Here is a 19,668-nt window from a genome sequence, read left to right on the forward strand (position 1 = left end):
CGCCCGCCCCGTCGGAGGGCGGCGGCGCGGTGCTCGTCGGACACGGTTCGTCGGGCCCGCACGCGACGCGTCGCACCCGGCATCCCTCCCCCGGCGGCGCGCACGAGCACCTCTCGGCGCCGCCGGCACCGTCGGTGCAGCCCGTGTCGGCACCGGCGATCGGCGCGGGCGTGGGCGCTGCCGCGGCGGGGACTCCGTCGCGACCCGACTCGGGCATGCCCGTCATCGCGAAGCCGCCAATCCGCAAGCTGGCGAAGGACCTCGGGGTCGACCTCTCCCGGGTCATGCCGACCGGACCGATCGGCGACGTCACTCGCGACGACGTCATCCGCGAGGCCAGCCAGGCCAGCGTGTTCCGCAACATCCAGACGCCCGAGGCTCCCGCCGACCGCGAGACCCGCATCCCCGTGAAGGGCGTTCGCAAGGCGATCGCCGCCGCGATGGTGCAGAGTGCATACTCCGCGCCGCATGTCTCGGTCTTCGTCGACGTCGACGCCAGCCGCACGATGGAGTACATCAAGCGGCTGAAGGCGTCGCCCGACTATGCCGGCGTGCGCGTGTCGCCGCTCTTGATCATGGCGAAGGCCATGATCTGGGCTGTACGTCGGAACCCGTCGGTCAATGCGCAGTGGACCGACGAGGAGATCATCGTCAAGCACTTCGTGAACCTCGGCGTCGCCGCGGCCACGCCCCGCGGCCTGCTCGTGCCGAACGTCAAGAACGCCCAGGCGATGACGATGGTGGAGCTCGCGACCGCCCTCGAGCAGTTGACGCTCACGGCGCGCGAGGGCAGGACGCAGCCGGCCGAGATGCAGGGCGGCACCATCACGATCACGAACATCGGCGTGTTCGGCATGGACACCGGCACGCCGATCCTGAATCCCGGCGAGGTCGCGATCGTGGCGCTCGGCACCATCAAGCAGAAGCCGTGGGTGGTCGACGGTGAGGTGCGGCCGAGGTTCGTGACCACGATCGGGGCGTCCTTCGACCACCGCGTCGTCGACGGCGACGTGGCGAGCCGCTTCCTGGCCGACGTCGCCTCGATCATCGAGGAGCCCGCGCTCCTGCTCGAGTGAGGCCGGTCAGAACCGGATCTCGTAGATGATCGAGTCGTCGCTGCGACCCGCTTCGACGAGCCCGGCGTTCTCGAGCACGCGTCGCGCCGGAAGGTTCGCGATCTCGCACTCGGCGCGGGCCGCTCGAGCGCCCGTCGTGCGCACGAGTTCGACCACGGCGATCACCGCGTGGATCGCCAGCCCCTGCCCGCGCACCGCCGGGACGAGCCCGAAGGCGAACTCGACCGAGCCGTCGGCGGCCGGCGGCCCGAACACGTTCACGCCGCCGATGGTCGCGCCGTCGTTCGAGCGTCGCACGAGGTGCGGCCCGAATGGGGCCGGGTCGCCGGTCTCGCGCACGGCGCGAACGTATTCGCGGAGGAGCTCAGGCTCCTCGGTGAAGGCGTAACCCCCCTCCCAACCGTCGTGCGGATCGACCTCGCCGGAGAGGAGTCGCTCGGCATCGCCGACGGTGAAGGGATGCAACGTGAGCGGGGCCGTCGTCGTATCCACGTGCTTCATGCTCGCACGTCGGTGTGACACCCGTCGCATCCGTCCACAGGCGCTCGATTGATCGTCACGAGGAGTTCACGGGAGGGCGGCCGATGGCGTGCCTACATGGTTTTGACAATCATTATCAATAGCGGATAGTCTCGCATCCATGACCTCCCGACGATTCGGCGCTCGCCACGGCCTGCGCACGGCGCTCGCGACGGTCGCCATGGCATCCGCGGGTGCGCTCGCGCTCTCGTCGTGCGCCAGCCCCGCGGCATCCGACGAGGGCAGCGGTGGGCCGTCGATCGTGGCGACGACGACGCAGGTGGGGGACTTCACGCGCGAGCTCGTCGGAGACGACATCGAGGTGACGCAGCTGCTGGCGCCGGCGCAGAGCGCGCACAGCTTCGACCCGTCCGCCGCCCAGCTGCTCGCGCTGAGCGAGGCAGATGCCCTCGTGGTGAACGGCGCCGGACTCGAGAGCTGGCTCGACGACGCGGTGAGCGCCTCGGGGTTCGACGGCGTGCTCATCGACGCCAGCACCGGCATCGAGCTGTTCGGCACCGATGAGCACGATCACGCCACGGATGCCACTGACGAGCACACGAGCGACGAGCACGGCGATGAGCATGCCGACGAGGCATCCGCTCATGAAGGACACGACCACGGCGCCGGGAACCCGCACATCTGGACCGATCCGGCGCTCGCCGTGCACATGGTGGAGACCATCGCCGCGGGCTTGGCCGACGTGCCCGGCATCGACGCGGCAGCGGTCGAGGCGAATGAGCAGGCCTACGTCGCGAAGCTCGACGCGCTCGACGCCTGGATCCGTGAGAACGTCGACACGGTGCCGCCCGCCGAGCGGCTGCTCGTCACGAACCACGACGCCTTCACGTACTTCATCGACGCGTACGGGCTCACGTTCGTCGGCAGCGTCATCCCGAGCTTCGACGACAACGCCGAGCCCAGCGCGGCCGAGATCGACGCGCTCGTCGAGAAGATCCGTGCGACTGGGGTGCAGGCCGTGTTCTCCGAGGCGTCGATCTCGCCGAAGGCCGCGGCCACCATCGCCCGCGAGGCCGGCGTGACGGTCTACTCCGGTGACGACGCGCTCTACGGCGACTCGCTCGGTGTCGCGGGGTCGGCCGGTGAGACGTACCTCGGCAGCCAGGTGCACAACGCGACCCGCATCCTCGAGTCGTGGGGCGTCACACCTTCCCCCCTTCCGGCACTGCTGCGAGGATGACCCCATGACCGAGTCGCCCGTGCTGCGCCTGAGGGGTGCCGCCTTCACCCATCCGGGCGGCTCGGGGGTGTCGGGGCTCGAGCTCGACGTCGCCGCCGGCGACGCGGTCGCCCTGATCGGTCCGAACGGCGCGGGCAAGTCGACGCTGCTGAACGGCGTGCTCGGGCTGGTTCCGCTCACCGCGGGGAGCATGCAGATCGCCGGCTCGGGCGAACATGCCCGGAACGGAATGATCGGCTTCCTGCCGCAGTCCACCGAGCTCGACCCCGACTTCCCGATCAGCCTCGAGCAGGTCGTGATGCAGGGCCGGTATCGACGGCTCGGGTTGTTCAGGTGGCCCGGTCGTGCCGATCGGGGCGCGGTGAAGGCCGCCCTCGACGCCGTCGGACTGGGCGAGCTCGCGAAGCGTCCGTTCGGCGAGTTGTCGGGCGGCCAGCGGCAGCGCGGCCTGCTCGCCCGGGCGCTGGCGGCCCAGCCGCGGCTCCTGCTGCTCGACGAGCCGTTCAACGGTCTCGACCAGCCCAACCGCGACGCGCTCATCGCCACCATCCGCACGCTGAAGGCCCAGGGCGTGGCGATCCTCGTGTCGACGCACGACCTCGAGCTGGCCCGCGTCGTCTGCGATCGCGTGGTGCTGGTCAACGGCACGCAGCTCGCCTTCGGCCCCGTCGACGACGTGCTCACGCTCGGCAACGTGCAGGAGTGCTTCGAGGGCGTCGAGGTCGAGATCGACGAGCACACGCTGGTCGTGCCCGGCCACGAGGGCCACTGATGCCGCGTTCGGCATATGCACGCGCCAACGTGCGCGCACGGTGGGGGAGTGGGGCCGCGTGAGCCTCGGCGAGGCGCTGTTCACGGCCTTCACGGTGCCGTTCATGGCGCGGGCGCTGCTCGTCATGCTCGTGCTCGCTGTCGTCGCGGGCATCGTCGGTGTGCTCGTCAACCTCCGTGGTCTCGAGTTCATCAGCGACGGGCTGACGCACGCCGTGTTTCCGGGGCTTGCGATCGGCCTGGCGGTGGCGGGCACCGCCGGGCTCCTCCCCGGCGCGGCGATCGCGGCACTCGCCGCGGCGGTGGTGCTCACGCTCCTCGACCGGGCCGGGGTGACCTCGGATGCCGCGATCGCGATCGTGYTGACCGCCGCCTTCAGCGTCGGCGTCATCGTCGTCTCGCGGAGCGACGACTACGCCGGCGAGCTCGAGGCGCTGCTCTTCGGGCGAGTGCTCACGATCCCGCCCGGCGAGGTGCTGCCGCTCGTGGGTGTCTGCGCCGTCGCCCTGCTCGCCGTCGCGCTCACCATGAAGCAGCAGCTGTTCCGTGCGTTCGACGCGCGTGGCAGCCTCGCCTCGGGCGACTCCGCCCTGCGCCTCGACCTGCTGCTCAACGGCGCCGTGGCACTCGTCGTGGTGGCCGCCGCGAGCACGGTGGGCACGCTCCTCGTGCTGGCGCTGCTGATCGTCCCCGGTGCTGCCGCCCGGCTGATGACGCGGCGGCTCTGGCTGCTCTTCCCGGCGGCCGCCGTGTTCGGCGCGGTCTGCGCATGGCTCGGCCTCGCCGTGGGATTCGCCGCCTCCGTCGGCGGCGGCGTGGACCTGCCGGCCGGCAGCACGATCGTCGCGGTCTTCGTCGGCGCCTACGCCGTCGTGCTCGTCTGGCGCTGGGTGGCCGATCAGGCGGGCAAGCGCCGTCAGGCCGTGACGGGCGCGCCGATCGAGCCTGCGACGGGCGTGTCCTCCCCGGCGGGGGAGTGGCGCTGATGGGCTACTTCGAGCGGGCGCTCGTGGCCGCCGTGGTCATCGGCGCCGGTGCGGGCTTCGTCGGTTCCCTCGTCGTGCTGCGCCGTCGCACGTTCTTCGCACAGGCCCTGACCCACGGCACCTACCCCGGGGCGGTGGCGGCCGCCGCGCTCGGGGTGAGCGTGCCGCTCGGTGCGGCCGCGGCATCCGTCGTGCTCGTGGCCGTGATGTCCGTCATCGCCCGCGTGCGGCGCCAGGGCGCGCAGGTCGCCGCGGGCATCGTGCTGACGGGAGGGTTCGCGGCGGGCGCGATCCTGCAGGCCGTGATCCCCGGACTCCCGGTGCGCGCCGAGTCGCTGCTCGTCGGGTCGATCCTGACGGTGACCGACGCGGATGTCGCGCTCGCGGCATCCGTGGCCCTCATCTCGGTGCTCGCGGTGGTGGCCTTCGGCAAGGAGATCGCGTTCTCGACGTTCGATCCGTCGGGGTTCCGCGCCGCCGGCTATCGCGAGTGGCCCATCGAACTGCTCGTGCTCGGCCTGACCGCCGCGACCGTGGTGAGCGCCCTGCCCGCGGTCGGGGCGATCCTGGCGATCGCGCTCATCGCCGCCCCGGCGGCTGCGGCGCGGCTCGTGGTGCCGACGTACCGCGGCATCCTCTGGACGGCACCGCTCATCGGTGCGGCATCCGGAGTCATCGGCGTGCTCCTGTCGCGCGCGTTCGTGGTGGCGGCCGGGCCCAGCATCGTGATCGTCGCCACCGCCTTCTTCGTGCTCGCGCTGGGCATCTCCAAGCTGCGCGCACTACCGTGGAACCGGGTCGCCATACCCGTGGAGACCGCAGAGGACGCACGCATCGCATGAAGCGCAACACCTGGCAACGCGAAGCCGTTCGCGAGGCCCTCGACGAGACCGAGGGGTTCATCAGCGCGCAGGCGCTGCACTCCTCGCTGCACGCCAACGGCTCGCCGATCGGGCTCGCCACGGTGTACCGGGCGCTCGGCGACCTCGCGTCGAACGGCGAGGCCGACTCGCTGCAGTCGCCCGAGGGCGAGGCCCTCTACCGGGCCTGCAGCACGACCGGCCACCATCACCACCTGATCTGCCGCAACTGCGGCCTCACCGTCGAGATCGCGGCCGACGAGGTCGAGACCTGGGCGAAGCGGGTGGCGGCCGAGCACGGGTTCACCGGCGCGGCCCACGTGGTCGACGTGTTCGGGCTGTGCGCGAACTGCACCGTGCTGCTCGGCGGCGGCGCCGGCGCGGGCGCGGCGGACCGGGGCTGACCGTGAGCGCAGCCTCCACCGCCGATCGCGAACCCCTGCGGCTGCGTCGGGAGGCCTGGGGCTTCGCGATCGGTTCGCTGTGCTTCATCGCGGGGGCGCTGCCGTTCTACGCCGAGTGGGTCGGAGCGGTCGGGGTCGCCGTCACCTTCTTCGTGGGCTCGATCCTCTTCACGGCGGCCGGATTCATCCAGCTCAGCCTCAGCGGCCGCCGCCCGCCGCGCCGGCACACCAATCTCGCCGACCGAGCCGWCTGGTGGTCGGCGGCGATCCAGTTCGTCGGCACCCTCTGCTTCAACGTCAGCACTGGTGTCGCGCTCGCCGCCGCCATCGCCAGGCCCGACGTGATCGGCGCGGGGTGGCGCCCCGACGCCTTCGGATCGATCGCCTTCCTCGTGTCGAGCGGGCTCGCCGTGGTCGCCACCCGGCACCGACTGCTCCTCTGGGACCGGAAGGCCCGCACCTGGCACGGCACGTGGCTCAACATGCTCGGCTCGATCGCCTTCGCGGTGTCGGCGGTCGGCGCCTACGTCTCGCCCGTAACCGACGACTTCGTGAGCCTGTTCTGGGCGAACCTCGGCACACTGCTGGGTGCGCTCTGCTTCTTCACCGCCGCCGTGCTGTCGCGCCGCCCGCTCCACCGGCGCGAGCGGGTGCTCGGTCCGGTGCTCGACCGGGGCGCCTAGTCGACGTTGTCGCGCAGGTACTCGCGCACGAGCTTCTCGGGCGCGGCGGCCGCCCAGGCCTCGGCGACGAGTTCCGAGAGCCGGCGCCGCAGGATGCGGTCGAGGTGCACCAACACCGTGGCGTAGCCGTCGAAGTGCGGCGTGGTGAAGAACACGGTCGGATCCTCCGCGACGAGCGCGAGCTTCACCGCCTCGTCCTCGGTCTTCGCCGCGAGCACGGGGCCGGCCTGTTGGTCGATGCCGAGCGCGACGAGGTCGGCGCGCCGCAGCGGGCGCTCGAGCACGAATGCCTTGCCGCGCACCTTCCACTCGAGGTTCCCGCGCGAGACGTGCTCGCTCGCCTCGGGCAGGCCCAGCGCGAGCTCGCGCACGTCGTCCCACGTCGCCATGCGCGTCAGGCTACGCCTCCGGATGCCGCGGCGCAGCCCCGCGACCGGTGGCGCGGTCGACCAACGCGGCCGCGAGCAGGCCGCGCACGCGGCATCCGCTCGATTCGGCCCGCGATCAGGCCGTCTGGTAGACTCGACGTTTGGCTGGGCACTTCCACTGCCCAGACCGCGACATTCCCACCACGAGAACCGCGAGAAATCGCGGAACTTGGCGTGGGGAACGTCAGCAGACAAGAGACCTTGGGAGGGGCATCCGCCCCTCGGTATTGGAGGAAAGACCAATGGCAGCAGTGTGCCAGGTGACCGGAGCCGTTCCCGGCTTCGGACACAACATCTCGCACTCGCACCGCCGGACGAAGCGCCGCTTCGACCCGAACGTGCAGAAGAAGACGTACTACGTGCCCTCGCTTCGTCGTAATGTCACCCTGAACGTGTCCGCCAAGGGCATCAAGGTGATCGACGCTCGTGGCATCGAGGCCGTCATCAAGGACATCCAGGCTCGTGGGGTGAAGCTCTAATGGCGAAGCAGCAGGACATCCGTCCCATCATCAAGCTCCGTTCGACGGCCGGCACCGGGTACACCTACGTGACCCGCAAGAACCGTCGCAACAACCCCGACCGTCTCGTGCTCAAGAAGTACGACCCCGTGGTGCGCAAGCACGTCGACTTCCGAGAGGAGCGCTAAGACATGGCGAAGAAGAGCAAGATCGCGCGCAACGAGCAGCGCAAGGTGATCGTCGACCGCTACGCGGCGAAGCGCCTCGAACTGAAGAAGGCGCTCGTCGACGAGAACGGCACCGACGAGAGCCGCGAGGCCGCTCGCGTGGGCCTGCAGAAGCTGCCCCGCAACGCGTCGCCGGTTCGCGTCCGTTCGCGTGACGCCATCGACGGCCGCCCCCGTGGCGTGCTCACGAAGTTCGGCGTCTCGCGCGTCCGCTTCCGTGACATGGCCCACCGTGGCGAGATGCCCGGCATCACCAAGTCGAGCTGGTAGGCCACCGAGCCTCACCGCTCCACCGCTTCACCGAGAGGGGCGTCCCGGGTTTCCGGGGCGCCCCTCTCGTCGTCCCCGGCGACGGATGCCGCGTCCGCGCCTGCACCGCGCAAGGGGCCGCCCGCGGCATCCGCTCGGCGACACGCCGGGCCGAAGGTGCCCCAATGGGCTCGAAATCCGCGTCATTCCGGGGATCTCTGCTACATTCGAGGCGGCCCGATCGGCCACGGGGGCGGTTGAACGATCGTTCCCGAGAATTCACAGATAGCTGTACCGAAACAGCGGAAGTCCGAGGAGGACATTCAATGGCTGACAAGTCGCTGAACAAGACCGAGCTCGTCGCGAAGATCGCTGCGTCGACCGGGCAGAGCCAGGCCACCGTCGACGCCGTGCTCGGCGGTCTCTTCGACGCGCTCGCCGAGTCCGTCGGTTCGGACACGAAGGTCTCCATCCCGGGTTGGCTCGCCGTCGAGCGCACCTCGCGTGCCGCTCGCACCGGCCGCAACCCGCAGACGGGCGCGACCATCGACATCCCGGCCGGCCACTCGGTCAAGATCTCGGCGGGCTCGAAGCTCAAGGCTGCCGCCAAGTAGCATCCGAGACTCCCGAAGGGGCATGCGGCCGAGCGCCGCATGCCCCTTCGTGGTTCCGATGCGAGCGGATGCCGCGGGCGCCGGGATGCCGCGGGCGCACGCTCCGGGCGGGCACACGGGAAGCGGCGTCTAGGCTGGTTCGGTGCCCCGCTCCGTCCGCGTGCTCGGCCCCGCCGTGCTCATCCTCGTCGCGCTCCTCGCGACGTTCGCGGGCCTCGCGTACGGCGGCGGCGCCGCGCCGTACCCCATCCAGGATCCAGGTCCGATCGCCCGCTTCGGACTCCCGGTCGCCAAGCTCTTCGTGAACCTCGGCGCCGCGGGCATGATCGGTGCGCTCGTGATGGCGGTGTGGGCGCTCAGCCCGAAGCGGCTCGAGTTCGACCTCGCGCTCGATGTGGCCGCGGCATCCGCTGCCGTGCTCACCGTCGCCAGCGCTGCGACCGGCCTGTTCACGTTCCTCGTGGTGACCGGGGAGCCCCTCGATCTGGGCGAGGMGTTCGGGCAGAAGCTCGGGCAGTTCGTCACGTCGATCGAGCTCGGCGAGGCGTGGCTGACCACCACGCTCGTCGCGGCGGCGGTCACGGTGCTGTGCTTCGCCGTGCGCAACCACACGGCGCTGATCTTCGTCACGGTGCTCGCGGTGACCGCGCTCGTGCCGATGGCGCAGCAGGGGCACGCCGCCGGCGCCGCGGGTCACAACGCCGCGATCGCGGCCCTCGGACTGCACCTCGCGTTCGTCGCCGCGTGGGTCGGCGGCCTGCTCACGATCGTGCTGCTGCGGAACCGCCTCGACGCCGACCGGCTGCCGGTCGTGCTCGCCCGGTACTCGACGGTGGCGCTCATCTGCTTCATCGTGGTGGCCGTCTCGGGCTACACCGGCGCCGCGCTCCGCATCGGCACGTGGGACGAGCTCGGCACCCCCTACGGCGTGCTCGTGCTGGTCAAGGTCGCCGCGCTCATCGCCCTCGGCCTGTTCGGCGCGGTGCAGCGCCGCTTCCTCATCGGCCGGATGTCGCGGCCCGGCGCCTCGCCCGCGCGCGACTTCTGGCTGCTCGTCGTCGTCGAGCTGGCGTTCATGGGGCTCGCGTCGGGTGTCGCCGCGGCGCTCGCCCGCACGGCGACACCGGTGTCAGAGGATGCGGCCGGCTCGCTCGCCCGCACGCCGGCCGAGATCCTCACCGGCCAGCCGCTGCCGCCGTGGCCCGAGTGGACGCGGTACTTCACCGAGTGGAGCCCCGACCTGATCTGGGTGCTCGCGTGCGGGTTCGGCATCTTCTTCTACCTCGCCGGCGTGTGGCGGCTCCGCAAGCGCGGCGACCACTGGCCGATCTACCGGGCGGTGCTGTGGGTGTGCGGCCTGCTGCTGCTCGCCTACATCACGAGCGGCGGCGTGAGCGTCTACGAGGAGTACCTCTTCTCGGCGCACATGGGCGCGCACATGGCGCTGACCATGGCGGTTCCCGTACTGCTCGTGCCGGGCGCACCTGTCACGCTCGCGGCACGGGCGATCCGCCCGAGGAAGGACGGCTCGCGCGGCGGCCGCGAGTGGATCCTGCTCGCGGTGCACTCGAAGTTCGCGTCGATCATCGCCAACCCGCTCGTCGCGGCCGCGCTCTTCGCCGGGTCGCTCTGGGTCTTCTACTACTCGCCGCTGTTCCGGTGGTCGATGGTCGATCACATCGGCCACGAGTGGATGGTCGGGCACTTCCTCATCACCGGCTACCTCTTCGTGCAGTCGCTCATCGGCATCGACCCGGTGCCCTACCGCCTGCCCTACCCGTTCCGCCTGGTCCTGCTGCTCGGCACGATGGCCTTCCACGCGTTCTTCGGCCTCGCGATCATGTCGGGCACGGGCCTGCTGCTCGCCGACTGGTACGGCGCCATGGGCTGGGGCACCGATGCACTCGCCGACCAGCAGATGGGCGGCGGGATCGCATGGTCGGTGGGGGAGATCCCGACCGTGGCGCTCGCGATCACCGTCGCGGTGCAGTGGTCGCGCAGCGACGAGAAGGAGTCCCGCCGGAGCGACCGGCACGCCGATCGCACTGGCGACGCCGAGCTCGAGGCGTACAACGCGCGGCTCGCGGCCATCGCCCGGCAGGACGCGAACCGCAGCTGACCCGGGCGAGCGGATGCCGCGGCATCCGCTCATCGTCACTTCAGCTGGATCGCGATGCTGCCGTCGGGCCGGATCGTCGCGCTGAGGGCGAGGAGGAACGGCTCGTCCTCCTCGAACTGCGAGATGTCTCCGTCGAAGAGCGACTGCACCTCGACGGAGATGTGGGCGACGCCCTCGGTGGGCGGCATCTCGAACGCGGTCTCGCCGGCGGTGAGCGTGACCTGCGGACTGGTGACGATGGTCCACACGGGGTCGCCGATGACGCGGTCGTCGATCTCGACGCCGAAGGGGCATCCGGCCGGCTGGAGCACCGCCTGGGTCGTGCACTGCTGCAGGTAGTCGTCGACCTTCACCTGCACGCGCTGCACGAACGTCTCGGTGGGCTCGGAGTCGACGGTGACGGCCGGCCGGCTGGACGGCTCGACGGTGAGCGGCGCGGGCACCGCCTCGAGGAGCGTCGAGGTGTAGCCGAACTCGTAGACCGCGGGGGCGATGGCGAGGTAGGGCGCGGTCTGCGTGAACGCGGTGAGCTCGTCACCCGTCTTGTTGGCGCGCGTGTCGAGCGTCAGCGTGCCGACGGTGAAGAGCGGGTTGTGCGCCGCCGTGACGTCGATGACGGCCAGCGGGCTGACCGCGAACTCCCAGCGGTTGAGCACCCCGTAGAGCGGCTCGATGGGGCGGACGTCGAATGTCGTCTCCACGATCGCCAGGTCGAGGCGGTAGCTCGCCGTGACCGAGTGCGTGCCGTCGTCGCCCGCGACGTCGCTGAGGATGCGCACATCCTCGGGCCCGGCCTCGACCACGCCGGAACGGAACATCGCGGTGGAGACGTTCGCGGGCAGGCCGAGCGCCGCGAGCTCGTCGGCGTCGAGTGCGACGCCGGGTGTCGTGGATGCCGCGGCGATGTCGTCGTCGGCGATGGCCTCGAGGTAGCGCTCGACGAAGCTGGACGCGCCGTAGATGGTCTGGTTGAGGGCGCCGAGCGCGGCGAGGAACGCCCCGACGACGAGCACGGCGAGGCCGAGCCACCCCGCGACGGCCGCGACGGACAAGCGACCCTCGCGCACGACCGAGCTCCCCACCCGCACAGTCTATGTGGGGCCGGCCGCGCGACCCGTCCTCCACCGCCGGGGCCGAGGACGGTGCGCATGGGACCGTTCGGGCAGGCACGGCCGCGGCCGCCCGCCGCGCGGTTACAGTGGGAGCGCGCCCGCTCGGGCGTCGTCGCCGCGAGAGCCGCGCGCGGCATCCGCTCGCCGAAGGCAACCAGTGCAGAACGTCACCCTCACCCGCGAACAGGCCGCGGTGTTCCAGGCCATCGAGGGCACCCGCGAGCACGTGTTCGTCACCGGGCGCGCGGGCACCGGCAAGTCGACCCTGCTGAACCACCTGAACTGGCACACGGCCAAGCAGATCGTGATCTGCGCGCCCACCGGGGTCGCCGCGCTCAACGTGGGCGGGCAGACGATCCACTCCCTGTTCCGCCTGCCGATCGGGGTCATCGCCGACCACGACATCGACCAGAACGACGCGGTGCGCAAGATCCTCAACGCCATGGACACCCTGGTCATCGACGAGGTCTCCATGGTCAACGCCGACCTCATGGACGCGATGGACCGGTCGCTGCGCCAGGCCAGGCAGCGGCCGTTCGAGCCGTTCGGCGGCGCGCAGGTGGTGCTCTTCGGCGACCCCTACCAGCTCGCGCCGGTGCCGGGAAGCGGCGACGAGCGGCGCTACTTCGCCGACACCTACCGGTCGATGTGGTTCTTCGACGCGAAGGTGTGGAACGAGGCCGACCTGCGCATCTACGAGCTGGGCGAGGTGCATCGCCAGCACGACGACGAGTTCAAGGTCATGCTCAACGCCGTGCGGCACGGCGCCGTCACCGCCGAGATCGCCGGCGTGCTCAACGACGTCGGCGCCCGCCGGCCGTTGCCCGAGCATGGGGCGATCACCCTGGCGACCACGAACGGCACCGTGAACCGCATCAACCACTCGCAGCTGCATCGGCTGCCCGGCCAGTCGATCGCGAACGAGGCCGAGGTGAACGGCGACTTCGGCGGGCGCACGTTCCCCGCCGACGAGCGGCTCGAGCTGAAGCTCGGCGCGCAGGTGATGTTCCTGCGCAATGACACGGCGCTGCGCGGCGACGGCCCGCGCTGGGTGAACGGCACGATCGGCACCGTCACGTCGCTGCAGCGCGAGGTGCGGGTCGAGATCGACGGCGAGGAGCACGAGGTCGAGCCGGTCACGTGGGAGAAGTTCCGCTACTCATGGGACGCGACGGCCAAGAAGCTGCACCGCGAGATCGTGGCGGAGTTCACCCAGTACCCGCTCCGACTGGCGTGGGCGGTCACCATCCACAAGTCGCAGGGCGCGAGCTACGAGACGGCGATCGTCGACCTCGGCCCGCGGGCGTTCAGCCCCGGCCAGACCTACGTCGCGCTGAGCCGGCTCACGGCGCTCGACGGGCTCTACCTCAGCCGTCCGCTGCGCCCGAGCGACATCATCGTCGACCGTGACGTCGAGCGTTTCATGGCCGGCGCCCTCCGCGAGATCGGGGCGGATGTCGGCGCCACGGACGCGGCGGACGCGGCAGGAGGAGCGGCCGGCTGAGCAGGGGCCGGCCGAGCAAGGGCCGGCTGCGCACAGGCCGGCTGAGCGGAGGCCGGCCGACGAGGGGCGGGGCGACGCGGGATCCTGCTCCCACGCCGCCCCTGGGTGCGACCGGGAGCGTCATCGCCACGCACTCCCGGCCGCGGTCAGTGGGCCGTCGGTGGGCCGTCGGGTGAAACCGTCAATGGTGGTGTGCCGGGTCGGGCGTCGACGACGAGCCCGCACCGCCGTGCTCGCCGTGCGGCACCGCGAGGCGTCCCGCCTCGGTCGCCGCGAGCGCCGGGGTCGCCAGCCCGGCGACGAGCAGCGCCCCCGCCACGAGTCCCACGAGTGACCGGCGGCCGTCGATCGCCGGGCGGCCGGCGGCATCCGGTGCCCCGTTCACCGCGGCACCCGGGCCCATGGCCCGAGCCCGGCGGCGCAGGACCAGCGCGGCGTTGCCGGCGACGACCGCGGCGAAGACGGATGCCGCGAGCAGGGGACCGGCCGCGACGCCGGCCGTCCCGGCGAGGCCGGTGCCGACGAGCACGGCGGCACCCACGAGCAGCGCGACGCCGACCCCGAGGGCGGCACCGGGAAGAACGGGCCGACCGCGGTGCAGCGAGAGGACGCCCCACGCGAGGGCGGCGACGCCGACGGCCGCGAGGACGCCTCCCGCTGCTCCCCCTGCACCGGCGGAGAGGGCGAGCAGCACGAGGCCGGCGCCGAACGCCGCCAGCATCGGCCACGTTCGCGCCATCGTCGCCAGTGCGGTCATGGCCCGGCTCCCTAGGCCACGGCCACGCGTGCGGAGCGCTCGGCTCCGAGCCCGACGCCGAGCAGCACGATCGCGCTCGCGAGGTGCAGGAAGTGGTCGGCGGTGTTGAGCGCCAGGATGTTGGCCGAGGTGCCGGCCAGGAAGAACCCGACGATGCCGAGCAGCAGGTAGGCGCCGCCCACGATCGAGTTCACGGCCTTCGCGGCGGTGACCCCGACGAAGCCGGCGACGAGCAGGGCGGCCCCGATGAGCAGGTGCGCGACGTTGTGCAGCGGGTTCACCTGGAAGATGCCGAGCAGCAGCCCGCCCTCCGTGGCGATGAAACCGACGCCGCCGGTGACGGCGAAGCCGAGCAGTCCGACGAACACGTAGACGGCGCCGAACACGGTCGCGACGATGCGGTTGGGCGAGTTGCGCATGGGTGTGCCTCCTTCGTGACCCCGGTGGTCGGGGTGCACGGGTGGTTCGCTGCCGCACCATTCGCGGATTGGTGGCCGGCGTCGGCGGATGCCCCGTGCGCCATGATCATGGCCGCAGATCCTGCCGCGCGGGCACCGAGGCCGCGCTTCCCGTGCGGGTTACAATCAGGTCTGACACAGCAAGGGGGGCTTGCGTGGGTGAACGACAGGGACCATCCCGGCGTCGACGGGGATTCCCCGCCGTCGCCACCGCGGTGGTGCTCGCGTTCGGCCTGAGCGGATGCTTCGGCGCCAGCGTCAGCCCCGTCGCCAAGTTCGACCCGGTCGACGCCCCCCTCGCCGACGACTTGGCCGAGCGGCTCGACGCCGTGCTCGACCAGGCCGTGGCACTCAGCGGGTCGAGCGGCGGCATCGCCGGAGTGTGGGCGCCGTGGGCGGGGGAGTGGACCGGGGCATCCGGCACCGTCGGCTTCGGCGAGAAGGCCGCGGCGGCGAGGGTCGACGACAGTTTCCGGCTCGCCACCGTCACCACCGAGGTCACCTGCACCGTGCTCCTGCGCCTCGTCGATGCGGGCACCGTGCAGCTCGACGACGAAGTGAACCAGTACGTCGACTGGATCCCCTCGCTCGACGGCATCACGCTCGAGCAGCTCTGCCGGGACACGTCGGGCCTCGCCGACTACTATCCCGTGCTGCGGAGCACCTTCATCTCGAACCCTGAGCGGATCTGGCCTCCGAACGAGCTCCTCTCCAACGGCCTCGCCCTCACCCGCGTCGGCCCGCCCGGCGAGCAGGTGCGGGAATCGCGCACCGGCATCCTGCTGCTCGCCTTCGCACTCGAGCGGGCGAGCGGGCGATCGTGGGCCGACCTCGCCGCGCAGTACGTCTACGACCCGCTCGACCTCGAGCAGACCCGCATGCCRCAGGCGTCGGTCACCGAGCACGCCGGGGTGCTCGGGGCCTACTCGGCGGCCATCGCGCCGACCGGCGGCCCCGACTGCGCCGTGCTGGTGGACGACTCGACCCAGTCGAGCTCGATGGGGGGCGCGGCGGCCGGCGCGATCTCGACCCTCGAGGACACGCGCACCCTGAGCGAGGCGTTCGCCACGGGGGCGCTCCTCAGTGAGAAGGCCGAGAAGCAGCAGTGGACCACCATCCCGCTCGGCGGCAACGCGCCCGCCTGGCAGTCCGCAGGGATCGGCGGGCTGCAGTACGGGCCGATGCGCGGCACGGCCGGCGAGGTGCCGGGTGCGCTGACCGCGGCGTTCACCGATCCCGACAACGGCCTCACCGTCGTGGTCGCCCTCAACAACTCGACGCCCGGGCCTGATTTCGTGCGCGAGACCGCGTTCGCCCTGGCCTCCATCGCGTCGAAGGCGGATGCCGCGGAGGGGCGCAAGCGGCCGCTCACCGAGCTGCCGTGGTCGGTCGACCAGGCCACGGCCAACATGCAGGCGCTCGGCATCTGCCCGAAGGCCTGACGAAGGAGGCGCCGCATGGGTGCACTGATCTGCGCGGGCATCACGTCGCTCGACGGGTACATCGCCGATGAGCAGGGCGACTTCAGCTGGGGCAGGCCGGACCCCGAGCTGCACTCCTTCGTCAACGAGCTCGAACGACCCATCGGAACCTACCTGTACGGCCGTCGCATGTACGAGGTGATGCGGTTCTGGCAGGACGCCGACACCGAGCACGAGCTTCCCGGCCCCGAGCGGGAGTACGCGGCGATCTGGCAGGACACCGACAAGGTCGTGTACTCCTCGACGCTCACCGAGGTCACGACCCCTCGAACGCGACTCGAGCGGGCGTTCGACGCCGACGCGGTGCGCCGCATGAAGCAGGAGGCCGAGCGCGACCTCTCCGTCTCCGGCCCGCACCTAGCGGAGCACGCGTTCCGGGCCGGCCTCGTCGACGAGGTCCACCTGTTCATGCACCCGGTCGCCGTCGGCGGGGGCACGGCGCTGCTGCCCCGCGGCATCCGGCTCGACCTGGAACTCCGTGACGAACGGCGGTTCGCGACCGGCGTCGTGTACCTCCGATACGGGGTGCTCGGCGTTCGATAGCGCTCTATGCCGCGACGCCGATCGGTGGGACGATCGGCAGAGGTGAGCAGTGCCTCGCCGCATCCGCAGATCGCCTGGGGTCGGGCGGGATCGAGGTCCGAGTGAAGAACTGGCCGGTCATCGCGATCCTCGCGAGCGCGCAGTTCGTGATGGTGCTCGACGGCACGGTCATGAACGTGTCGATCTCCACGGTCGTGGAGGATCTCGACACCACGGTCGACGCGATGCAGGCCGCCATCACCTTCTACACGCTGACGATGGCGGCGTTCATGCTGCTCGGCGCGAAGCTCGGCGACATCTGGGGCCGACGTCGGGCGTTCGTCATCGGCTCGATCGTGTACGCCGTCGGCTCGCTCACCACCGCGCTCAGCCCCAACGTCGTCGTGCTCTTCCTCGGGTGGTCGATCGTCGAGGGTCTCGGCGCCGTGCTCGTCATCCCGGCCATCGCCGCACTCATCGCCGACAACTACGTCGGGCGGGCGAGGGCGGCGGCGTACGCGATCATCGGCGCCGCGTCGGGTGCCGCGGTCGCCGCAGGCCCGCTGATCGGCGGCTACATGACGACGTACCTCAGCTGGCGCTACGTGTTCGTCGGCGAGGTCGTCATCATGGCGGTGGTCGTGCTGTTCGCACGGAGGATCGCCGACCCCACCGGAGCCCGGCCGTCGCGCATCGACCTGCTCAGCGTGGTGCTCTCGGCCGCCGGCCTGGTGCTCATCGTGTACGGGATGCTGCAGAGCAAGACGTGGGGCTGGATCATCCCACAGCATCCGCCCGTCGTTGCCGGCGTCGAGTTCGCACCGCTCGGCATCTCGCCCACGACCTGGTTCATGCTCGCCGGCGCCGCGCTGCTGTGGTGGTTCGTCAGTCGCCAGCGGCAACTGGCGGCAGCCGGCCGGGCACCGCTCGTCGACATCACCCTGTTCCGGATCCTCCGCCTGCGGAGCGGCCTCACCGTGCTCCTCGCCCAGTACGCGATGACGGCAGGGCTCTTCTTCATGATGCCCGTGTACCTGCAGATGACGCTCGGCCTCGACGCACTGCAGACCGGCATCCGGATCTTCCCGCTGTCGATCTCGCTCATCCTCTTCTCCATCCTCGGCACCCGCCTCGCCCTCGTGTGGTCGCCGCGTCGCATCATCCGGGTCGGACAGCTGCTCCTCGTGCTCGCGTCGTTCGTGCTGCTCGGCGCGGTCGACATCGAGCTCAAGAGCCCGGCGTTCGGGCTCGGTATGTTCGTCGCCGGCGCCGCGCTCGGCCTTCTCGCCTCCCAGATCGGCAACGTGAACATGTCGAGCGTCGGCGAGGAGCAGTCCAGCGAGGTCGGCGGCCTGCAGGGCGTGTTCCAGAACCTCGGCTCCTCGCTGGGCACCGCACTCATCGGCTCGGTGCTCATCGGCACGCTCGCGACGTCGTTCGCCTCCGGCGTCGCGACGAGCGACCTGCCGCAGGACACCCAGGTCGTGGTGGCGGAGGCCACCCAGGGCGGCGTGGACATCGTGCCCGCGGCATCCGTGCCCGACATCGCCCGTGAAGCCGGCCTCGACGACGCCGAGGCGGCCGAGCTCGAGCGCGTCTACGCGAACTCGCAGATCGAGTCGCTGCGCGTCTCGCTCGTGGCCCTGATCGTGATCGCACTGTTGTCGCTGTTCTTCTCACGCGGGATCCCGACCGACGTCGCCGGCCGGCCGCGCAGTGAAAGCCCTGGATCGGACGAGGGAGCGGAGGTCGTGACATGAGCATCGACGAGACGACGGCGACGAACGGCGGACGAGGGGTGGAGGACCTCGCCCCCCCGCCGCCGACCGACTTCGCGGCCAGGGCCGAGTACGGCAAGGAGGCGCGGCGGCGCTCGCCGCGGTCGTCGCACGCGGGCTGGGCGCCGGCGCCCGACCGGGGTGACCCGATCGCGCTCATCGAGGAGCAGGCGACGACGCGGGTGCCCGAGTTGGTGCCGATCCGGCACGCGCGCATGCTCGTGTCGCCGTTCACCTTCTACCGAGGTGCCGCGCTGCTCATGGCATCCGACCTCGCCGGCACCCCGGTCTCGGGCATCACGACGCAGATCTGCGGCGACGCGCACCTGTCGAACTTCGGCGTGTTCGGCACGCCCGAGCGCCGCATGGTCTTCGACATGAACGACTTCGACGAGACGCTGCCCGGCCCGTGGGAGTGGGACGTGAAGCGCCTCGCGGCGAGCTTCGAGGTCGCCGGGCGCAACAACGGCTACACCGATGAGGAGCGCCACGAGATCAACCTCACGGCGGTGCGCGGGTATCGCGAGCGGATGCTGCAGGCCGCCGGGTCGCGGGTGCTCGACGCCTGGTACGACCAGCTCGACACCGAGCGCTTCCTGGCGTTCCTCGCGGAGGAACGGCAGAGCAAGCAGCTCGGTTCCAAGCAGGTGAAGAACGCGGATGCCGCGCTCGCGAAGGCCCGCACGAAGGACAGCATGCGCGCCGTGTCCAAGCTCACGGAGGTCATCGACGGGCAACTGCGGATCAAGGCCGATCCGCCGCTCATCGTGCCGATCGAGCAGCTCGACCCGATCGGGCGCACGAGGGAGCAGGAGGAGGACTGGATGCGGGAGGTGCTGGCGTCCTACCAGACCACCCTGCAGCTCGAGCACCATCCGATGCGCGAGTTCTCCTACGTGCACCTGGCCCGCAAGGTGGTCGGCGTCGGCAGCGTGGGCACGCGGGCGTGGATCGTGCTCCTTCGCGGACGCGACGACCAGGACCCGCTGCTCCTGCAGGCCAAGCAGGCCGAGGCATCGGTGCTCGAGCGGTTCCTGCAGCCCAGTGCCTACGGGAACCACGGCGAACGCGTCGTGCGCGGCCAGCGGCTGATGCAGGCGGCGAGTGACATCTTCCTCGGCTGGCACCGCCAGGCCGGGTTCGACGGCGTCGACCGCGACTTCTACATCCGGCAGCTCCACGACTGGAAGGGCGCGGCCGACGTGGAGTCACTCGTGCCGTCGGGGGCCAGGGTGTACGCGCGGGTGTGCGGCGAGACGCTGGCCCGGGCGCACGCGCGTGCCGGCGACCGGGTCGCGATCGCCTCCTACCTCGGGAACACCGACCGGTTCGACCGGGCCGTCGCGGAGTTCGCCCGTGACTACGGCGACCAGAACGAGCGTGACTACGCGGCGTTCGCGGCCGCGGTCGCGTCGGGGCGGCTCCAGGCGGCGGCCACGGTCTAGCGAGGCGGTGCGCCGG

Annotated in this window: 22 protein-coding genes; 17 read left to right on the forward strand and 5 right to left on the reverse strand. The window is 71.2% G+C overall.

Annotated elements, in window-relative coordinates; genetic code table 11:
• A partial coding sequence (locus tag AC1DY2_RS03170) for a dihydrolipoamide acetyltransferase family protein (protein ID WP_476761088.1) occupies nt 1–1,076 on the forward strand: 1,076 nt, incomplete at its 5' end.
• Between the two features lie 6 nt (nt 1,077–1,082).
• On the opposite strand, the gene AC1DY2_RS03175 is transcribed toward AC1DY2_RS03170, so the two are convergent.
• A complete protein-coding gene (locus AC1DY2_RS03175; protein WP_476761089.1) occupies nt 1,083–1,568 on the reverse strand; it encodes a GNAT family N-acetyltransferase in 486 nt (161 codons plus the stop codon).
• Between the two features lie 148 nt (nt 1,569–1,716).
• Between AC1DY2_RS03175 and AC1DY2_RS03180 the strand changes: the two genes are divergently transcribed.
• From AC1DY2_RS03180 to AC1DY2_RS03205, 6 genes are read left to right on the forward strand one after another with little or no spacing between them, the layout of a single operon-like run.
• Entirely contained in the window at nt 1,717–2,796 is a 1,080-nt protein-coding gene (locus AC1DY2_RS03180; RefSeq protein ID WP_476761090.1) for a metal ABC transporter substrate-binding protein, read from the forward strand.
• A gap of 4 nt (nt 2,797–2,800) precedes the next feature.
• Nucleotides 2,801–3,568 carry a metal ABC transporter ATP-binding protein gene (locus AC1DY2_RS03185; protein WP_476761091.1) on the forward strand — a complete coding sequence of 256 codons (768 nt, stop codon included), beginning with the start codon at nt 2,801–2,803 and terminating at the stop codon, nt 3,566–3,568.
• Between the two features lie 58 nt (nt 3,569–3,626).
• The gene (locus tag AC1DY2_RS03190) at nt 3,627–4,553 is read left to right on the forward strand and encodes a metal ABC transporter permease (RefSeq protein ID WP_476761092.1); all 927 of its coding nucleotides are present in this window, start codon (nt 3,627–3,629) and stop codon (nt 4,551–4,553) included.
• Nucleotides 4,553–5,395 (forward strand): metal ABC transporter permease, encoded by an 843-nt coding sequence (locus tag AC1DY2_RS03195; RefSeq protein WP_476761093.1) that lies wholly within the window; start codon nt 4,553–4,555, stop codon nt 5,393–5,395. The genes AC1DY2_RS03190 and AC1DY2_RS03195 overlap by 1 nt, the downstream gene beginning before the upstream one ends.
• Nucleotides 5,392–5,817, forward strand: coding sequence for a Fur family transcriptional regulator (locus AC1DY2_RS03200; RefSeq protein WP_476761094.1), 426 nt, complete (start codon nt 5,392–5,394; stop codon nt 5,815–5,817). The genes AC1DY2_RS03195 and AC1DY2_RS03200 overlap by 4 nt, the downstream gene beginning before the upstream one ends.
• 2 nt (nt 5,818–5,819) lie before the next feature.
• Nucleotides 5,820–6,500, forward strand: coding sequence for a hypothetical protein (locus AC1DY2_RS03205; protein ID WP_476761095.1), 681 nt, complete (start codon nt 5,820–5,822; stop codon nt 6,498–6,500).
• On the opposite strand, the gene AC1DY2_RS03210 is transcribed toward AC1DY2_RS03205, so the two are convergent.
• Nucleotides 6,497–6,889, reverse strand: coding sequence for an MmcQ/YjbR family DNA-binding protein (locus AC1DY2_RS03210; RefSeq protein WP_476761096.1), 393 nt, complete (start codon nt 6,887–6,889; stop codon nt 6,497–6,499). The genes AC1DY2_RS03205 and AC1DY2_RS03210 overlap by 4 nt on opposite strands.
• Nucleotides 6,890–7,170: 281 nt before the next feature.
• Between AC1DY2_RS03210 and rpmB the strand changes: the two genes are divergently transcribed.
• From rpmB to AC1DY2_RS03235, 5 genes are all read left to right on the forward strand, one after another.
• Nucleotides 7,171–7,407, forward strand: a complete 237-nt coding sequence (gene rpmB, locus AC1DY2_RS03215; protein ID WP_056727420.1) for a 50S ribosomal protein L28 — start codon at nt 7,171–7,173, stop codon at nt 7,405–7,407.
• Nucleotides 7,407–7,574, forward strand: coding sequence for a 50S ribosomal protein L33 (gene rpmG / locus AC1DY2_RS03220; protein ID WP_021760158.1), 168 nt, complete (start codon nt 7,407–7,409; stop codon nt 7,572–7,574). Before rpmB ends, rpmG begins: the two co-directional genes overlap by 1 nt.
• Before the next feature lie 3 nt (nt 7,575–7,577).
• The gene (gene rpsN / locus AC1DY2_RS03225) at nt 7,578–7,883 is read left to right on the forward strand and encodes a 30S ribosomal protein S14 (protein WP_159601729.1); all 306 of its coding nucleotides are present in this window, start codon (nt 7,578–7,580) and stop codon (nt 7,881–7,883) included.
• Between the two features lie 305 nt (nt 7,884–8,188).
• Complete coding sequence (locus tag AC1DY2_RS03230; protein ID WP_309975872.1) at nt 8,189–8,476, forward strand: HU family DNA-binding protein; 288 nt, start codon at nt 8,189–8,191, stop codon at nt 8,474–8,476.
• A 142-nt stretch (nt 8,477–8,618) separates the two neighbouring features.
• Nucleotides 8,619–10,595: a bifunctional copper resistance protein CopD/cytochrome c oxidase assembly protein gene (locus AC1DY2_RS03235; RefSeq protein WP_476761097.1), complete on the forward strand. Its 1,977-nt coding sequence runs from the start codon at nt 8,619–8,621 to the stop codon at nt 10,593–10,595.
• A 35-nt stretch (nt 10,596–10,630) separates the two neighbouring features.
• Here the strand turns inward: AC1DY2_RS03235 and AC1DY2_RS03240 are convergent, their stop codons facing one another.
• The gene (locus AC1DY2_RS03240) at nt 10,631–11,677 is read right to left on the reverse strand and encodes a hypothetical protein (RefSeq protein ID WP_476761098.1); all 1,047 of its coding nucleotides are present in this window, start codon (nt 11,675–11,677) and stop codon (nt 10,631–10,633) included.
• 187 nt (nt 11,678–11,864) lie between these two features.
• Here AC1DY2_RS03240 and AC1DY2_RS03245 point away from each other — a divergent pair, with 187 nt between their 5' ends.
• Complete coding sequence (locus tag AC1DY2_RS03245) at nt 11,865–13,211, forward strand: ATP-dependent DNA helicase (RefSeq protein ID WP_476761099.1); 1,347 nt, start codon at nt 11,865–11,867, stop codon at nt 13,209–13,211.
• Between the two features lie 181 nt (nt 13,212–13,392).
• On the opposite strand, the gene AC1DY2_RS03250 is transcribed toward AC1DY2_RS03245, so the two are convergent.
• Together AC1DY2_RS03250 and AC1DY2_RS03255 are read right to left on the reverse strand one after the other, a co-directional pair.
• The gene (locus tag AC1DY2_RS03250; RefSeq protein ID WP_476761100.1) at nt 13,393–13,968 is read right to left on the reverse strand and encodes a hypothetical protein; all 576 of its coding nucleotides are present in this window, start codon (nt 13,966–13,968) and stop codon (nt 13,393–13,395) included.
• An 11-nt stretch (nt 13,969–13,979) separates the two neighbouring features.
• Nucleotides 13,980–14,387, reverse strand: a complete 408-nt coding sequence (locus AC1DY2_RS03255; protein ID WP_476761101.1) for a DUF4383 domain-containing protein — start codon at nt 14,385–14,387, stop codon at nt 13,980–13,982.
• A gap of 194 nt (nt 14,388–14,581) precedes the next feature.
• Between AC1DY2_RS03255 and AC1DY2_RS03260 the strand changes: the two genes are divergently transcribed.
• The 4 genes from AC1DY2_RS03260 to AC1DY2_RS03275 all read left to right on the forward strand — a co-directional run bounded on the left by AC1DY2_RS03260 (nt 14,582) and on the right by AC1DY2_RS03275 (nt 19,652).
• Nucleotides 14,582–15,868, forward strand: coding sequence for a serine hydrolase domain-containing protein (locus tag AC1DY2_RS03260; RefSeq protein WP_476761102.1), 1,287 nt, complete (start codon nt 14,582–14,584; stop codon nt 15,866–15,868).
• 15 nt (nt 15,869–15,883) lie between these two features.
• Nucleotides 15,884–16,450, forward strand: a complete 567-nt coding sequence (locus AC1DY2_RS03265) for a dihydrofolate reductase family protein (protein ID WP_476761103.1) — start codon at nt 15,884–15,886, stop codon at nt 16,448–16,450.
• Nucleotides 16,451–16,551: 101 nt separating this feature from the next.
• Nucleotides 16,552–18,189: an MFS transporter gene (locus AC1DY2_RS03270; RefSeq protein ID WP_476761104.1), complete on the forward strand. Its 1,638-nt coding sequence runs from the start codon at nt 16,552–16,554 to the stop codon at nt 18,187–18,189.
• Nucleotides 18,186–19,652, forward strand: coding sequence for a DUF2252 domain-containing protein (locus AC1DY2_RS03275; RefSeq protein ID WP_476761105.1), 1,467 nt, complete (start codon nt 18,186–18,188; stop codon nt 19,650–19,652). Before AC1DY2_RS03270 ends, AC1DY2_RS03275 begins: the two co-directional genes overlap by 4 nt.
• Nucleotides 19,653–19,668 lie beyond the last annotated feature (16 nt).

It is taken from the genome of Agromyces sp. P1_H4, assembly GCF_056405255.1.

What these genes read in the sequence shown, in the direction of transcription:
- AC1DY2_RS03180 (WP_476761090.1), top strand. Translation starts at nt 1,717, where the DNA reads ATGACCTCCCGACGATTCGGCGCTCGCCACGGCCTGCGCACGGCGCTC.
- AC1DY2_RS03185 (WP_476761091.1), top strand. Translation starts at nt 2,801, where the DNA reads ATGACCGAGTCGCCCGTGCTGCGCCTGAGGGGTGCCGCCTTCACCCAT.
- AC1DY2_RS03195 (WP_476761093.1), top strand. Translation starts at nt 4,553, where the DNA reads ATGGGCTACTTCGAGCGGGCGCTCGTGGCCGCCGTGGTCATCGGCGCC.
- AC1DY2_RS03200 (WP_476761094.1), top strand. Translation starts at nt 5,392, where the DNA reads ATGAAGCGCAACACCTGGCAACGCGAAGCCGTTCGCGAGGCCCTCGAC.
- AC1DY2_RS03210 (WP_476761096.1), bottom strand. Translation starts at nt 6,889, where the DNA reads ATGGCGACGTGGGACGACGTGCGCGAGCTCGCGCTGGGCCTGCCCGAG.
- rpmB (WP_056727420.1), top strand. Translation starts at nt 7,171, where the DNA reads ATGGCAGCAGTGTGCCAGGTGACCGGAGCCGTTCCCGGCTTCGGACAC.
- rpmG (WP_021760158.1), top strand. Translation starts at nt 7,407, where the DNA reads ATGGCGAAGCAGCAGGACATCCGTCCCATCATCAAGCTCCGTTCGACG.
- rpsN (WP_159601729.1), top strand. Translation starts at nt 7,578, where the DNA reads ATGGCGAAGAAGAGCAAGATCGCGCGCAACGAGCAGCGCAAGGTGATC.
- AC1DY2_RS03230 (WP_309975872.1), top strand. Translation starts at nt 8,189, where the DNA reads ATGGCTGACAAGTCGCTGAACAAGACCGAGCTCGTCGCGAAGATCGCT.
- AC1DY2_RS03250 (WP_476761100.1), bottom strand. Translation starts at nt 13,968, where the DNA reads ATGACCGCACTGGCGACGATGGCGCGAACGTGGCCGATGCTGGCGGCG.
- AC1DY2_RS03255 (WP_476761101.1), bottom strand. Translation starts at nt 14,387, where the DNA reads ATGCGCAACTCGCCCAACCGCATCGTCGCGACCGTGTTCGGCGCCGTC.
- AC1DY2_RS03265 (WP_476761103.1), top strand. Translation starts at nt 15,884, where the DNA reads ATGGGTGCACTGATCTGCGCGGGCATCACGTCGCTCGACGGGTACATC.
- AC1DY2_RS03275 (WP_476761105.1), top strand. Translation starts at nt 18,186, where the DNA reads ATGAGCATCGACGAGACGACGGCGACGAACGGCGGACGAGGGGTGGAG.